Raw genomic sequence first — 13,513 nt, forward strand, 5'->3', positions numbered from 1 at the left:
GCGTGCATTCTGCGAGACGTCCCCCAGCGAAACGTTCACCGCCGGCCACGGGGCGGCATCGGCCCGGTCACGGCGACAATATTCTGCGGCAGTGCTTTCATTTTGTGCGTATGCCGGCCCACCCCATGTGCCGGACATGCAAAAAGAATACCGGCCAGTAGCTCTGATGGAAGCGGCTGGCCGGTATTTCTTATATCAATTTACTTAAATGAAACCCGCGGGCGGTTTACGCGCCCGTGGTATCTCCCGAGGCGGTTGGATCTGCGGCGCCCTGACCGGTATCGGCCACGATCTTGAACATGGCCCCGGTGGGGTCGGCCAGGGTTGCCAGCCGGCCGAACGGGGTGTCGTCCGGCCCGTCGATCACCTTCGCGCCGAGGCCCACGGCCTTTTCAATCGAGGCGTCGGCGTCCTCCACCGCAAAGTAGATCTGCCAGTTGGACGGAACCTCGGCAGGCAGGTAGGCGGAGGCGTCCATGATGCCCGCTTTCGCGGCGTCCCCTGCTCCCAGTGTGGTGTAGCGGAACTCGGGGGTGTCGCTCATGACGTCGGTGTCCCAGCCGAACACGTCCTCGTAGAACTTGACGGCGGTGGGGTAGTCCTTGGTGTGAAGCTCGTGCCACGCGGCCGTGCCGGGCTCGGCCACGAGCTCGTAGCCGGTCATTTCGCGCGGCTGCCAGACGCCGATGGCCGCGCCGGTGGCATCACCGAAGATTGCCATGACCCCCTGCTCCGGGACGTCCATGGGCGGCATGAAGACCTGGCCGCCATGCTCGGTCACCGCGGCGGCAGTGGCGGCGGCGTCGTCCGAACACAGATAGGTTGACCAGACGTCCGGCATTCCTGCCTGGCTTTGGTCCTTCAGCATTATGCCGGCCACCGATTTGCCGTTCTTCGTGGCAGTGATGTAGCCGCCGTACTTTTCCTGGTCGCCGGCCTGGAAGTCCCAGCCGAACAGGTCGCCGTAGAACTGCCGGGCCTTGCCGGTGTCCGATGTCATGAGGTCGATCCAGCAGGGTGCACCGGGAGTGATGTCAGGGCTGGGCATAGTGGCTCCTGTCGGGTTCGCGGCACAGAACCGCGGAGGGGTTGGTCGGTGAAGACAAAGCAGACACTATTCCGGAGCACTGACACTTTCAATGGTCGCGGTTCCATGGCCGCGGTCCGAAGCTGACTGCAACGGGACTTAAACGGAGGATGCCCCCGGGTCCAGATGGTTCAGGACCCGGGGGCATCAATCGCGGAAGGTAAGAGATTCGAACTCTTGGTACGGGGTTACCGCACACTGGTTTTCAAGACCAGCTCCTTCGGCCGCTCGGACAACCTTCCTTACCGAGTAGTGTTTCATAGGCAGTTGGCTGCGACAAAAACCATCCGGAGTGTTTGCGGGCGGGCGTGGCCGCTGCACACTATTTTTTTGTGGCAGGAAGCAGCTAGGAATCGGGAGTTCTCATGAAGGCCGTCTACGTTAGCGAGGCCGGCGGGCCTGAGGTGCTCGAAGTGCGCGAGGCTCCGGATCCGGTTCCGGGCCCCGGCGAGGTGCTGATCGACGTCGTCGCCGCAGGCCTCAACCGTGCCGATGTCCAGCAGCGCCGGGGGTTCTACCCGCCGCCGCCCGGAGCGTCGGAGATCCTCGGCCTCGAAGTGTCCGGCCGCATCGCCGGCTTCGGCCCCGACGTGTCCAAGCCGTTTTCCGTCGGGGACAAGGTGGTGGCGCTGCTCGCGGGCGGCGGCTATGCCCAGAAGGTGGCGGTTCCTGCGGAACAGGTGCTGCGGATTCCCGACGGCGTGGATCTGGTCACCGCCGCTTCCCTCCCCGAGGTGGCGGCCACGGTTTACTCGAACCTGATCATGACGGCCCAGCTCCAGCCGGGGGAGACTGTCCTGATCCATGGTGCCACCGGCGGAATCGGCACCATGGCCATCCAGCTCGCCAAGGCCTTCGGCGCCAGGGTGGCCGCAACTGCCGGAACTGCGGAAAAGGTGGGTACCGCCAAGGCCTTCCTGGGCGCGGACATCGCCATCAACTACACCGAGGAGGACTTTCCCGAAGCCCTCCGTGCGCAGAACAACGGGCACGGCGCCGACGTCATCCTGGACGTGGTGGGTGCCAAGTACCTTCGGCAGAATGTCGACGCGCTGGCGGACTACGGGCGGCTCATCGTGATCGGCCTCCAGGGCGGCACCAAGGGTGAGTTGGACCTCGGGAAGCTCCTCAGTAAGCGGGCCGCCATCATCGGTACAGCGCTGCGTCCCCGCCCGGTCGCGGAGAAGGGCGTCATTATGAACGCCGTCCGTGAAGCCGTGTGGCCGCTGCTGGCCGACGGGCGCATCCGGCCCCTGGTTGCCAAGACCTTCCCGCTGGACCAGGTCCGTGCGGCCCACGGGTACTTCGACTCCGGCGACCATGTGGGGAAAGTCCTGCTGGTCATGTAGCACTAGTGGGCGGGTGATTGAATACCCAGTATTGCCCCGGCCGCGAAATCACGCTACTGTAATTCCATACGCGGTATGCACGCGTCTTGGGGGCGCGTGTATGCCGTCGTCTTATGCGACATCAGGGGGCAGCATGTCCATTCGTCATAGTCTCCTCGCCCTGCTCCAGGACAAACCCCGTTACGGGTACGAGTTGAGGGTCGAGTTCGAGGACCGCACCGGCTCGGCCTGGCCGCTGAACATCGGCCAGGTCTATACGACCCTGGACCGGCTGGAGCGGGACGGATTCGTCAGGAACGACGGCGGCGATGGCGAAGGCCACGTCGTTTACAGCATCACAGACTCCGGCCGGAGCGAAGTCACGGGCTGGTTCGGGGCTCCGGTGGGCCGCAGCAATCCTCCCCGGAACGAACTCGCCATCAAGCTCGCCCTCGCCGTGACCATTCCCGGCGTCGATGTCGGAGCCGTCATCCAGGCCCAGCGAGTCGCATCAGTGAAGGCGCTGCAGGACTACACCAAGTCGCGCCGCGATGCTTCCGCCAGCCAGCGCCGGGCGGATGTCGCTTGGCTGCTTGTGCTTGACTCGCTGATCTTCCAGACGGAAGCGGAGGTCCGGTGGCTGGACCTCTGCGAAGCCCGCATGGCGCAGCTGACGGCGCAGTCCACCCCTGGCTGACCCTCCGGATTTACACCGTTCAACGCTCCCGGCCGACCGTTCAGCGAGGCGCGCGGAACCACCCGTCTGAAAGCAGTATCCCTGCGTCCGGGGCATTGGTATGGTGCGAAGGGGAGATCACTTTTCAGCTGGGTTCTCGAGGAGGAGACATGGGCAAAATGCCGGATGGCAAGGCACGGACTGCAATATCGGAGGACGCGCTGAAGCCTGATCCAAACCTTCCGCCAACATCGGTGGACGAGGCGGTGCTGGAGGCCGAGGAACGCAAATGGACGCCTGCGAAGATCGCCATCTGGGCAGCAATCTCGCTGCTGGGCGGCGTGTCCTGGTTCATGCTGGCCATCATCCGAGGCGAAACGGTCAACGCGATCTGGTTCGTCTTCGCCTCCGTCTGCACGTACCTGATCGGCTACCGCTTCTACTCCAAGGTGATCGAACGCTACATCACCAGGCCGAACGACCGCCGTGCCACTCCTGCCGAATACAAGGCGGACGGCAAGGACTACGTCCGGACTGACCGCAACGTACTATTCGGCCACCACTTCGCCGCCATCGCAGGCGCCGGCCCGCTGGTTGGCCCCGTCATTGCGGCCCAGATGGGCTACCTGCCCGGCACCATCTGGATCATTATCGGCGTCGTACTGGCCGGAGCGGTACAGGACTACCTGGTCCTGTTCTTCTCCATGCGCCGCGGCGGCCGCTCGCTGGGCCAGATGGCGCGTGAGGAACTCGGCGTGATCGGCGGCACCGCCGCCCTGATCGCCACCCTGCTGATCATGGTGATCATCGTGGCCATCCTCGCCCTCGTCGTCGTGAATGCCCTGGGCGAGAGCCCGTGGGGTGTCTTCTCGGTGGGCATGACCATCCCCATCGCCCTCTTCATGGGTGTCTACCTGCGCTTCCTGCGGCCCGGCAAGGTCATGGAAGTTTCGCTGATCGGCTTCGTGCTGCTCATGGCCGCCATCATCGGCGGCGGCATCGTGGCGGAAACCGAGTGGGGCGCCGCGTTCTTCACCCTGGACAAGGTGACCATCGCCTGGGGCCTCATTGTTTACGGATTCATCGCCGCAATCCTTCCCGTCTGGCTCCTGCTGGCGCCCCGGGACTACCTCTCCACGTTCATGAAGATCGGCGTGATCGTCATGCTCGCGCTGGCCATCATTGTGGTCCGACCCGAAATCACAGTGCCCGCCTTCAGCGAATTCGCGAGCCGGGAGAACGGTCCGGTCTTCCCCGGAGCCCTCTTCCCGTTCCTGTTCGTCACCATAGCCTGCGGCGCATTGTCCGGATTCCACGCCCTGATTTCCTCCGGCACCACCCCGAAGCTGATCGAAAAGGAACGCCAGACCCGCCTGATCGGCTACGGCGGCATGCTGATGGAGTCCTTCGTGGCCATCATGGCCCTCGTCGCAGCCATCTCCATCGACCGCGGCCTGTACTTCGCCATGAACTCCCCGGCCGCCCTGACCGGCGGCACGGTGGAAACTGCCGCCACCTGGGTCAACAGCCTGGGCCTTGCCGGGGTGAACATCACTCCGGACCTTCTGGCGGAGACTGCCAGGAACGTGGGCGAGGAAAGCATCGTGTCCCGCACCGGCGGCGCACCCACGCTGGCCGTGGGCCTGGCCCACATCATGCAGCAGTTCATCGGCGGCACGGCCATGATGGCGTTCTGGTACCACTTCGCCATCATGTTCGAAGCGCTGTTCATCCTGACCGCCGTTGACGCCGGCACCCGCGTGGCCCGCTTTATGCTGCAGGACTCCATCGGCAACTTCATCCCGAAGTTCAAGGAGCACTCCTGGCGGCCGGGAGCCTGGCTTTGCACGGCCATCATGGTGGGCGCCTGGGGTGCGGTGCTCCTGATGGGTGTCACTGACCCGTTGGGTGGCATCAACACGCTGTTCCCGCTGTTCGGTATCGCCAACCAGCTGCTCGCGGCCATTGCACTGTCGGTCTGCCTGGCCATCGCGGCCCGCCGGGCGTCGTTCAAGTACCTGTGGATTGTGGCCCTTCCGCTGACCTTCGCGGCCGTCGTGACCATCACCGCCAGCTTCCACAAGATCTTCTCGCCGGTTCCGGCCGTGGGTTACTTCGCCAACAACGCGGCGTTCTCCAAGGCCCTGGCTGACGGGAAGACGGAATTTGGCACGGCCAAGACGGTTGCTGCCATGGAGGCCGTGGTCCGCAACACCATGATCCAGGGCTGGCTGTCGGTGATCTTCGTGGTGCTGAGCATCATTGTCATCATCACGGCCTTGGTGGCCACGATGAAGGCGTTCCGCAACGCGCGGGACGGCGTGGCCCACACCGACCACGAGGACCGGGCTGTGCCATCCCGGGCCTACGCGCCGTCGGGGTTCATCCCCACTCCCGCTGAACGCGAACTCATGGCCGAGTGGGACAAACTTCCCGCCGACCTGCGGCTCGAAAAGTCAGCACACCACTGATGCGGGGCCGGTCATGAACGCGATACTCGAAGGCTTCCGTGGCTTTGCCCGGTACTTCGGCGGAGTCATGGGTGCGGACGCATATGCGAAGTACCTGGAGCACCATGCGGCTTCAGGACACGGGCACGCTCCCATGACCGAACGCGAGTTCTGGCGGGACCACACGGACCGGCAGGACAGCAATCCCCAGGGACGCTGCTGCTGACGTGCCTGTGGTGCTCAACGGCTGCTGCCGCTGTGGAACACCTGCGCCTTTGAGGGCGCCGCCGGATCCGTAAGGTCCGACGGCGCCCTCGGCCGTTCCGGGACACCTTCCGTCACGGTCGGGGTCAACTGGGTTCACTGACTGGCGCCTGCGCTCGCGGCTCGTGAGAGTATGAAGCCATGAGCGATCCGAACGACACTCAGCCTGCTGTTGAGGACCCCGTAGAGGGCACCACCCTGGACAATGCGGCACCTTCCGGCCCGGCATTTAATCCCCAAGCCGCAGCCCGGCAGAAGGGGAGCAACCTCCAGGACCTGGTGGATGAGCCCGCCAAGGTGATGCGGATCGGCACCATGATCAAGCAACTGCTGGATGAAGTGAAATCGGCACCCCTGGACGAAGCCGCGCGCGGGCGCCTGGCAGCAATCCACGAACGCTCCATCAAGGAACTCGAGGACGGGCTGGCGCCCGAACTCGTCCAAGAGCTGGAACGGATCAGCCTGCCCTTTCCGGAACAGGCCACGCCTTCGGAGGCCGAACTGCGCATTGCCCAGGCCCAGCTGGTGGGCTGGCTGGAAGGGCTGTTCCACGGCATCCAGACCGCCATCGCCGCCCAGCACGCTGCCCGCGAACACGCCGCCGCGCAGAGGCAGCTGCGCCAGCTGCCGCCGGGGACGGTGATTGCGCCGGGTGTCGTAATTGGTGAGGACGGCGAGCCGCAGCGTGCCCGGGCACCGCATCCCGGCGCAGAGAAGCCGGGCACACCGGAAGATCCGGACCACGGTCCCGGCCAGTACCTCTAGGGTCCGCGTGGCATTCTTCGCAGCCGCCCGCCAGGGGCGCAAAGACGACGCCGAGCTCGGCAAAGGCCTGTGGCGGCGCGCCCACGACCGGTTCCTTCGCGGGCTTGACCGGTTCCACCAAGTGCTGGAGGGCGTGGAGGACGACGCACTGTATGCCGAGCTGGTGGAAATCGCCAACGATCTGGCCGGCCTCGCCGTGAGGGTCCGGATGGTGTGCGTCGAGGCCCAGCTGCAATCACCCAGCGACGGGCTGGACATACCAGGAGCGCTGGCGGGTGTTCACCGGTCGCTTTCCAAGGCAGGCAACTCCCTCGCCACCACGGCCGAGGCAGCGGCGATGCTTCGCCTCGCTGTCGGCCCCGTGCCGGTCGGGGCTGCCTCGGTCCGCCGCCGGGCGGAGTCGGTCTTCGAACAGATCGCCGACGCCGAACGCCGCCTTGCCGAGCAGCCGCGGGATTCCTAGCTATTCCCGGTTAAGCGCCTAGCTTAGCGGGCCGAATGTCGCTGGCCGGACGGTGCTGTGGTTGGCAGTATTGAGCAATGACTTTTTCTCCTGAACTGACTTTCAACGACGGCAACACCATTCCCCAGCTCGGCTACGGAGTGTGGCAGGTTGAGGACGACGTAGCGGAAAAGGTAGTGGTCCAGGCCTTCGAGGCCGGATTCCGCCACATCGACACCGCCAAGATCTACGGCAATGAAGCGGGCGTGGGCCGCGCCATCGAGCGCTCCGGGCTGAAGCCCGAGGACATCTTCATCACCACCAAGCTGTGGAACGCAGACCAGGGGTACGAGTCGACCCTCGCCGCCTTCGAGGCGTCCATGGAGCGGCTGGGCCTGGAAACCCTCGACCTGTACCTCATCCACTGGCAGCAGCCGAAGCAGGATAAGTACGTGGACACCTGGAAGGCGCTGATCGAGCTGCAGAAGCGGGGCCGGGTCAAGTCCATCGGTGTCTCCAACTTCACCACCGAGGGACTGCAGCGGATCATTGACGAGACCGGTGTTGTGCCGGCCATCAACCAGGTCGAACTGCACCCGTTCTTCAACCAGGCCAAACTGCGCGAATTCAACGCCTCCAAGGGCATCCTCACCCAGGCATGGTCCCCGCTGGGCCAGGGCGGGGAGCTCCTGGAGCACCCGGCCATCGCAGACATTGCAGCCAAGCACGGCGCCACACCCGCGCAGGTGGTCATTGCCTGGCACCTTGCCATCGGGAACGTGGTGATTCCGAAGTCAGTTACGGAGTCCAGGATCCGCGAGAACTTCGCGGCATTGGACGTCACCTTGGACGAAGCCGACATCCAGGCCATCAACGGGCTGGACCGGACTGCTGAAGGAGCCGGCCGCATCGGACCGGACCCGGCCGTTTCCGACTTCGCATAACAGCCAACTTCACCTGAACGGTCACCAGGCCCCGCACTCAGTGCGGGGCCTGGTGCGTTTCTTTAAGCAGCCAGCCGGCCCTGCTCCGCGGGCACGGTGTCGATGATGGCCCACCCGTCCTCGCCGGAAACCTGCCGGCTGGCGAACCGCTCCGCCTCCGGCAGGGAGTCGAACGCTTCCGTGCGGATCAGGCCGCAGTCGGTATCAAGATAGGTGACGTGGAATTCCCGGGGCTCCGAGGCGTCGCCGCCGAGGTTCACGTGAGTGGAACCGTGAGTGATTGCGTGGCCGGTGCTGAGGTTCTTGTCCATGAATCCAGTGTGCAACCGGCCTCTGACAGTAAAGGCCAGTCAGTCCGGCGTGTTGCGAAGCCGGAGCACTCTCTCCCTGGCCAGGTCCTCCGCCCGCCGACCTTTCTCCGCAGCCCGGGCCGCCAGCTGCCGCTGTGCGGCTGCGGACTCGCGCCGTCTCCTTGCCAGCTCGAACTCCTCGTCCACCGTCTTCAGCCGTGCACGGAGGTTCCGGGCTTCTTCGCCCAGCCGGGTCATTGCCTCCTCGGCTTCTTCGAACTCAGCTGTTCGTTGCCGGGCCTCTTCGGCTGCTGACTGGGCTGCTTCTTCCGCTTCGGCCAGGCGGGCCGCTGCCCGCTCGACGGCCGAAGGCGTGGGAGCCGGCCGTTTGGTCCCCACCGCCTCCAGGCGCGGCTTTTCCCCAGAATCCGCCGGCGATTCCCCGGCTGTCCGCTTGCCGCCCGCCCTAGCTGGCGCCGCCCAGCCGGCCTTCGGCCGCCGGGCATCCGCCGACCCCGAGACTTCCTTGGAAGGTTTTGCCGGCGCGCGGCTATCCGACGGCGGAACCGCCGGCAGGTTCAGGACGCCGGGAACCGCTACTGCTTCGTTCAGGTCAACCCGCTCCACGCCGTCGGCCGACAGCACCCGGACCAGGCGGCCGCTTCGAATGGCCGACGCCGCTCCTTGGTCCACCGTGGCTGCCCGCAGCGTCTGCTCAACTTCGGTGGCCACCGCGCCGCTGAGCCGGCGGCCGTGCTGCTCCGCCACTTCGCGGGCCGTGCCCATCACCCGCGCGAGCAGCTGCCGCCGCTCCTGCGAGAGCGAGCGGAGGGCGCCGGCGTCGAGCACTTCTTGCGCGCCGCGCATGGCGGTGCCAAGCTCAGCGAGTTCCGCCAGCGAGCCCGGTCGATGCACGGCCAGCATGTTGACGGCCCAGGCCGCCGCCGAGGGCTTGGGCAAGGCGCGGACCGCGTCGGCGAGTTCACGTCCGCTGTCCGCAGCAGCGGTTTTTGCCGCCACAGCCCGTGCCGCGACGAATCCCTCGAGCGGCAGCTGATAGAGCGCCGAGGCAATGTCCGCCAATTGTTGCTCTCCCATGCGAGCATCATAGGCCGTCGGCCCCTTGCGCCAGCCCGGCCGGTGAGCAAGGGTAGGAGGCATGTGGGTGGCAGAGGCATGACGAATACGCCTCGCCATGCGGCATTCCTTGACGCCCGCTCCTGGCATCTCCGCGATGCAGCGGAAGCCGTGGCCGCTTACGCCGTGGACCCCCTGACCGGACTGGACCCGGACGAGGCCGCCCGCCGGCTCCGGACCGACGGGCCCAACGAACTTGCGTCCGTGCCGCCGACGCCGTGGTGGCGAAGGATCCTGTCCCAGTTCCAGGACCCGCTGATCTACCTGTTGCTGGCCGCCATCGCCATTTCAGTCGTTGCCTGGGCAGTGGAAGGTGCCGAGGGCGTTCCGGTTGATGCTGTGGTGATCAGCGCCGTGGTCCTGTTCAATGCCGTGCTGGGCTTCGTCCAGGAAAACAAAGCCGAGACCGCCGTGGCGGCCCTGCAGGTCATGACCGCAGCCAACTCCACCGTCCTGCGCGGCGGCGAGCTGAAGATGGTGCCGTCTGCGGGCCTGGTCCGCGGCGACATCCTTGTCCTGGGCGAGGGCGACGCCGTGGGCGCGGATGCACGGCTGCTCACCGCCACCTCGCTTCGGGTCAGCGAGGCCTCACTCACCGGCGAAAGCGAACCGGTCTTCAAGGACCCGGGCACGCTGGCGGGGAACGTTCCGCTCGGTGACCGGTTGAACATGGTGTTCAAAGGAACAGCCGTCGCCCAGGGCGTGGGCAGGGCGGTGGTGACCGGAACGGCCATGGACACGGAAGTCGGAGCCATCGCCGGGATGCTTGAGCGGACCGTCGCCGAGCCCACGCCGCTGCAAAAGGAAATTTCAGGCGTGAGCCGGCTGCTGGGCACCACGGTGATCGTCATCGCCGTCGTCGTTATGGTCACAGTGGTGGCGGTTAACGGTGTCACGTCGATCAGCGATCTGGTGACCGTGCTGCTGCTTGGTGTCTCGCTGGCAGTGGCGGCTGTCCCGGAGGGGCTGCCGGCCATCCTTTCCGTGGTGCTGGCTTTGGGCGTGCAGCGCATGGCCCGGCGCAACGCCGTCGTCAAGCAGTTGCACTCGGTGGAAACACTCGGCTCCGCCACAGTGATCGCCTCGGATAAAACGGGGACGCTGACCCGGAACCAGATGACGGTAGGCCGGATCGTCACGGCCTCAGGGGAAATGGAACTCACGGGCGTCGGCTACCGGCCCGAAGGCCGGGCACGCCAGGCAGGCCGGGAGGACATCGACCCGGCGGTGCTCTTTGAAGCCGGCCTGGTGCTTGCCGGCGGAACCTTCGCGAACAACGCCCAGCTGACAGAGCACGACGGCGAGTGGGAGATCCAGGGGGACCCCACCGAGGCTGCCTTCCTCGTTGCCGCCCGCAAGCTCGAGGGCGTCACGGAGCGCGTGGGGGAGTATGAACGCCACGGCGAGGTGCCGTTCACCTCGGAGCGGAAGCTCATGTCCGCGGTGGCCCACCACAAGGAACTGGGCACCGTGTCCCTGGTCACCAAAGGTGCGCCCGACGTGCTGCTCGGGCGCTGCACGGGGCTGCAGGTGGGCGAAAGCGTTGTCCCGCTGGACGGTGTTCGCCGTGAACAGGCCCTTGCCGCGGTGGATGCCTTGTCCGCGCAGGCTTTCCGGACACTCGGCGTCGCCTACCGCCGGTACGGGGACGAGGACAGGCACGAACTCGAGGTGCTGGACGAGGCGGATGAGAGCACCCTGGTGTACCTCGGCGTGGTGGGCATCATCGACCCTCCGAGGGCGGAGGCCGCCGCCGCGGTGGCCGCTGCCCAGCACGCCGGAATCCGGGTGTTGATGATTACCGGCGACCACCCGCTCAGTGCGGCGCGGATTGCAGGCGACCTGGGGATTGCCAGGGCGGGGGAGCAGGCGGTTTCCGGCGCGGAACTCGATGCGCTGGACGAAGCGGGGCTGCGCGCCGTCGCCGCGTCCAGGTCGGTCTATGCCCGGGTGGCCCCGCAGAACAAGCTGCAGATCATCGATGCCCTCCAGGCGCAGGGCAACGTGGTGGCGATGACGGGCGACGGCGTCAATGACGCGCCGGCGCTGAAGTCCGCGGACATCGGCATCGCGATGGGCATCGCCGGGACCGAAGTGACCAAGGAAGCGTCCAAGATGATCCTGGCCGATGACAACTTCGCCACCATCGTCTCCGCTGTCCGCCAGGGCCGCATCATCTTCGAGAACATCGAAAAGTTCCTGCGCTACCTCCTGTCCTCCAACATGGGCGAGGTGTTCACCGTGTTCCTCGGCGTGGTTTTTGCCGGGGCCCTGGGCCTGGCCGGTGCCCCGGGCGAGGCAGTAGCGCTGCCCTTGCTCGCCACCCAGATCCTGTGGATCAACCTGGTGACGGATTCCGGTCCGGCGCTCGCCATGGGGGTGGACCCGGAAATCGACGACGTCATGGCGCGCAAGCCCCGCAGGACCAGCGAGCGGATCATCGGGCGCCGGATGTGGTTCGGGATCCTTTCGGTAGGCCTCGTGATGGGGCTCGCGTCCCTTCTCGCCATCGACATCTTCCTGCCGGGCGGGCTGGTGGAGGGCGACGAGTCCCTGCAGGTGGCGCGTACCGCCGGGTTCACCACCCTGGTGTTCGCGCAGCTGTTCAACGCGTTCAACTCCCGTTCCGAAACCTCCAGCGCGTTTCACCGCCTATTCGTCAACAAATGGCTGTGGGGTGCCGTGGCGCTCGCTGTGGTCCTGCAGGTCGCGGTGGTGGAAGTTCCGCTGCTGCAGCGGGCCTTCGGGACGGCGTCGATGGATGCCTACCAGTGGGGAGCATGTGTCCTCCTGGCATCGGCCGTCCTGGCTTTTGGCGAACTCCGCAAAGTGTCATTCAGGCTCCGGGGCGCGCGCCGGCTCGGGCGCGCGGCCGCGGTGTGACCGGACCAGCGTCGCAATCAGCAGCACCAGGGCTACGCCTTGCAGGGCCGCCACGGCGGCAATGAGCGCTGGAGGGGAGCCGTAGAGCGCCCCGTACAGGGCTCCGCCGGCGAGTGCGCCGGATCCTTCGAACGCGGCAAAGATACCGTAGGCGGTCCCTTGCCTCCCCGGAACCACCAGATCGGCCACCAGCGCCTTCACCGTGGAGTCCTGGATGCCGGTGGCTGCTCCCCACACCAGCACCCCGGCCAGCACCGGTCCCATGCCCGCTGAGAACGCCAGCACCGGGACCAAAGTGACCAGTAGTGGCAGGACCAGAAGCACAGCACCTCCCGCGCGATCGTAGGCATATCCGCTGGCGAGTGCTCCAAGGGCCGCTGCCGTCATGGCAGCTGCGTAGACGAGCGGGACGGCCGGGACGGGGACTTCAACCGCTGTCGTCAGATGGAATCCGATGACTCCGAAGGCCACCAGGCCGGCACTCCAGAAGAAGGCGGAGACGGCGAAAAGGACGAACACCGCAGAGAGGCGTTCCCTTGGCGTGGCGGCAGGACCGCTGGAGTCCGCTGCTCCCTGCGCCTCCAGCACGTCACGCGCGGCCCGCGGCCCGTGTGGTTCGGGGATGCGGCGCCGCATCCAGAAGAGGAGGGCCATGGCAAAGGCGCCGGGAACAGCCAGGACCGCGAAGGCCGGCCACAGTGCTCCGGTGGCCACGATGACGGCGGAGGCGATCAGCGGCCCCGAAAACGCTCCGGCAAGGTCAAGGGTTTTGTGCACGGCGAAGCCGCGTCCTCGCCCGACGGGCCCGGCAACGTCGGCCAGCAGGACGGTCTTGGCGGGGCTTCTGACGGCCTTGCCCACGCGGTCGCCGATGATGAGCACGGAGGCCAGCACCAGCCCGGCGGCACCGAGGGCAGGCGTCACGGCTAGCAAGGGAATGCACAGCGCTGTCAGGGCATAGCCGGCCAGTGTGAACGTCCAGTATTTTCCCGTGCGGTCCGCCCACGGCCCAAAGACCAGGCGGAGACCCTGGGCTGCGGCTTCGGCGCCGCCGGTGACCAGCCCGACCAGCAGGGCGGAGGCACCCAACTGGGCCAGGAGCGGGCCGGCGAGCGGGCGGGCGCCGTCGGACACCGCATCGACAGCCAGACTGACCAGACCGAACCTGATCACCATGCTCCACGGGGAGCCCGGAAGTGCCTCGCGGTGGCGGCCCGTGCGGTCGGGCGGGAGCTGTTCCACAGCCC

Annotated in this window: 12 protein-coding genes and 1 tRNA gene; 8 read left to right on the forward strand and 5 right to left on the reverse strand. The window is 66.4% G+C overall.

Going from position 1 to position 13,513, the window contains the following annotated elements; translation table 11 throughout:
* Positions 1-226 precede the first annotated feature (226 nt).
* Positions 227-1,048, reverse strand: a complete 822-nt coding sequence (locus tag Q8Z05_RS11370) for a VOC family protein (RefSeq protein ID WP_305939755.1) — start codon at positions 1,046-1,048, stop codon at positions 227-229.
* Positions 1,049-1,241: 193 nt separating this feature from the next.
* A tRNA-Ser gene (locus tag Q8Z05_RS11375) sits at positions 1,242-1,329 on the reverse strand.
* Between the two features lie 123 nt (positions 1,330-1,452).
* Here Q8Z05_RS11375 and Q8Z05_RS11380 point away from each other — a divergent pair.
* From Q8Z05_RS11380 to Q8Z05_RS11410, 7 genes are all read left to right on the forward strand, one after another.
* Positions 1,453-2,436, forward strand: a complete 984-nt coding sequence (locus Q8Z05_RS11380) for an NAD(P)H-quinone oxidoreductase (RefSeq protein ID WP_305939756.1) — start codon at positions 1,453-1,455, stop codon at positions 2,434-2,436.
* 133 nt (positions 2,437-2,569) lie between these two features.
* Positions 2,570-3,112 (forward strand): PadR family transcriptional regulator, encoded by a 543-nt coding sequence (locus Q8Z05_RS11385; protein ID WP_305939757.1) that lies wholly within the window; start codon positions 2,570-2,572, stop codon positions 3,110-3,112.
* Positions 3,113-3,261: 149 nt separating this feature from the next.
* The gene (locus Q8Z05_RS11390; RefSeq protein WP_305939758.1) at positions 3,262-5,562 is read left to right on the forward strand and encodes a carbon starvation CstA family protein; all 2,301 of its coding nucleotides are present in this window, start codon (positions 3,262-3,264) and stop codon (positions 5,560-5,562) included.
* A gap of 13 nt (positions 5,563-5,575) precedes the next feature.
* Positions 5,576-5,767 carry a YbdD/YjiX family protein gene (locus Q8Z05_RS11395; RefSeq protein WP_305939759.1) on the forward strand — a complete coding sequence of 64 codons (192 nt, stop codon included), beginning with the start codon at positions 5,576-5,578 and terminating at the stop codon, positions 5,765-5,767.
* Between the two features lie 179 nt (positions 5,768-5,946).
* The gene (locus Q8Z05_RS11400) at positions 5,947-6,570 is read left to right on the forward strand and encodes a bacterial proteasome activator family protein (protein ID WP_305939760.1); all 624 of its coding nucleotides are present in this window, start codon (positions 5,947-5,949) and stop codon (positions 6,568-6,570) included.
* Between the two features lie 7 nt (positions 6,571-6,577).
* Positions 6,578-7,033 carry a hypothetical protein gene (locus tag Q8Z05_RS11405; RefSeq protein WP_305939761.1) on the forward strand — a complete coding sequence of 152 codons (456 nt, stop codon included), beginning with the start codon at positions 6,578-6,580 and terminating at the stop codon, positions 7,031-7,033.
* Between the two features lie 77 nt (positions 7,034-7,110).
* Positions 7,111-7,956 carry an aldo/keto reductase gene (locus tag Q8Z05_RS11410; RefSeq protein ID WP_305939762.1) on the forward strand — a complete coding sequence of 282 codons (846 nt, stop codon included), beginning with the start codon at positions 7,111-7,113 and terminating at the stop codon, positions 7,954-7,956.
* Positions 7,957-8,018: 62 nt separating this feature from the next.
* Here the strand turns inward: Q8Z05_RS11410 and Q8Z05_RS11415 are convergent, their stop codons facing one another.
* Together Q8Z05_RS11415 and Q8Z05_RS11420 are read right to left on the reverse strand one after the other, a co-directional pair.
* The gene (locus Q8Z05_RS11415) at positions 8,019-8,267 is read right to left on the reverse strand and encodes a hypothetical protein (RefSeq protein ID WP_371745855.1); all 249 of its coding nucleotides are present in this window, start codon (positions 8,265-8,267) and stop codon (positions 8,019-8,021) included.
* 39 nt (positions 8,268-8,306) lie between these two features.
* Positions 8,307-9,344 (reverse strand): hypothetical protein, encoded by a 1,038-nt coding sequence (locus Q8Z05_RS11420; RefSeq protein WP_305939763.1) that lies wholly within the window; start codon positions 9,342-9,344, stop codon positions 8,307-8,309.
* A 78-nt stretch (positions 9,345-9,422) separates the two neighbouring features.
* Here Q8Z05_RS11420 and Q8Z05_RS11425 point away from each other — a divergent pair, with 78 nt between their 5' ends.
* Positions 9,423-12,266, forward strand: coding sequence for a cation-translocating P-type ATPase (locus Q8Z05_RS11425; RefSeq protein ID WP_305939764.1), 2,844 nt, complete (start codon positions 9,423-9,425; stop codon positions 12,264-12,266).
* Here Q8Z05_RS11425 and Q8Z05_RS11430 read toward each other — a convergent pair.
* Entirely contained in the window at positions 12,216-13,508 is a 1,293-nt protein-coding gene (locus Q8Z05_RS11430; RefSeq protein ID WP_305939765.1) for an MFS transporter, read from the reverse strand. The two genes, Q8Z05_RS11425 and Q8Z05_RS11430, sit on opposite strands and share 51 nt — an antisense overlap.
* Between the last annotated feature and the right edge of the window lie 5 nt (positions 13,509-13,513).

It is taken from the genome of Arthrobacter oryzae (assembly GCF_030718995.1).
In the GTDB taxonomy this organism is placed as follows: domain Bacteria; phylum Actinomycetota; class Actinomycetes; order Actinomycetales; family Micrococcaceae; genus Arthrobacter; species Arthrobacter oryzae_C.

Bases quoted from the DNA above. Each gene is read 5' to 3' on its own strand.
- Q8Z05_RS11370 (WP_305939755.1), bottom strand. From the start codon at position 1,048: ATGCCCAGCCCTGACATCACTCCCGGTGCACCCTGCTGGATCGACCTC.
- Q8Z05_RS11380 (WP_305939756.1), top strand. From the start codon at position 1,453: ATGAAGGCCGTCTACGTTAGCGAGGCCGGCGGGCCTGAGGTGCTCGAA.
- Q8Z05_RS11385 (WP_305939757.1), top strand. From the start codon at position 2,570: ATGTCCATTCGTCATAGTCTCCTCGCCCTGCTCCAGGACAAACCCCGT.
- Q8Z05_RS11390 (WP_305939758.1), top strand. From the start codon at position 3,262: ATGGGCAAAATGCCGGATGGCAAGGCACGGACTGCAATATCGGAGGAC.
- Q8Z05_RS11395 (WP_305939759.1), top strand. From the start codon at position 5,576: ATGAACGCGATACTCGAAGGCTTCCGTGGCTTTGCCCGGTACTTCGGC.
- Q8Z05_RS11400 (WP_305939760.1), top strand. From the start codon at position 5,947: ATGAGCGATCCGAACGACACTCAGCCTGCTGTTGAGGACCCCGTAGAG.
- Q8Z05_RS11410 (WP_305939762.1), top strand. From the start codon at position 7,111: ATGACTTTTTCTCCTGAACTGACTTTCAACGACGGCAACACCATTCCC.
- Q8Z05_RS11415 (WP_371745855.1), bottom strand. From the start codon at position 8,267: ATGGACAAGAACCTCAGCACCGGCCACGCAATCACTCACGGTTCCACT.
- Q8Z05_RS11420 (WP_305939763.1), bottom strand. From the start codon at position 9,344: ATGGGAGAGCAACAATTGGCGGACATTGCCTCGGCGCTCTATCAGCTG.
- Q8Z05_RS11425 (WP_305939764.1), top strand. From the start codon at position 9,423: ATGACGAATACGCCTCGCCATGCGGCATTCCTTGACGCCCGCTCCTGG.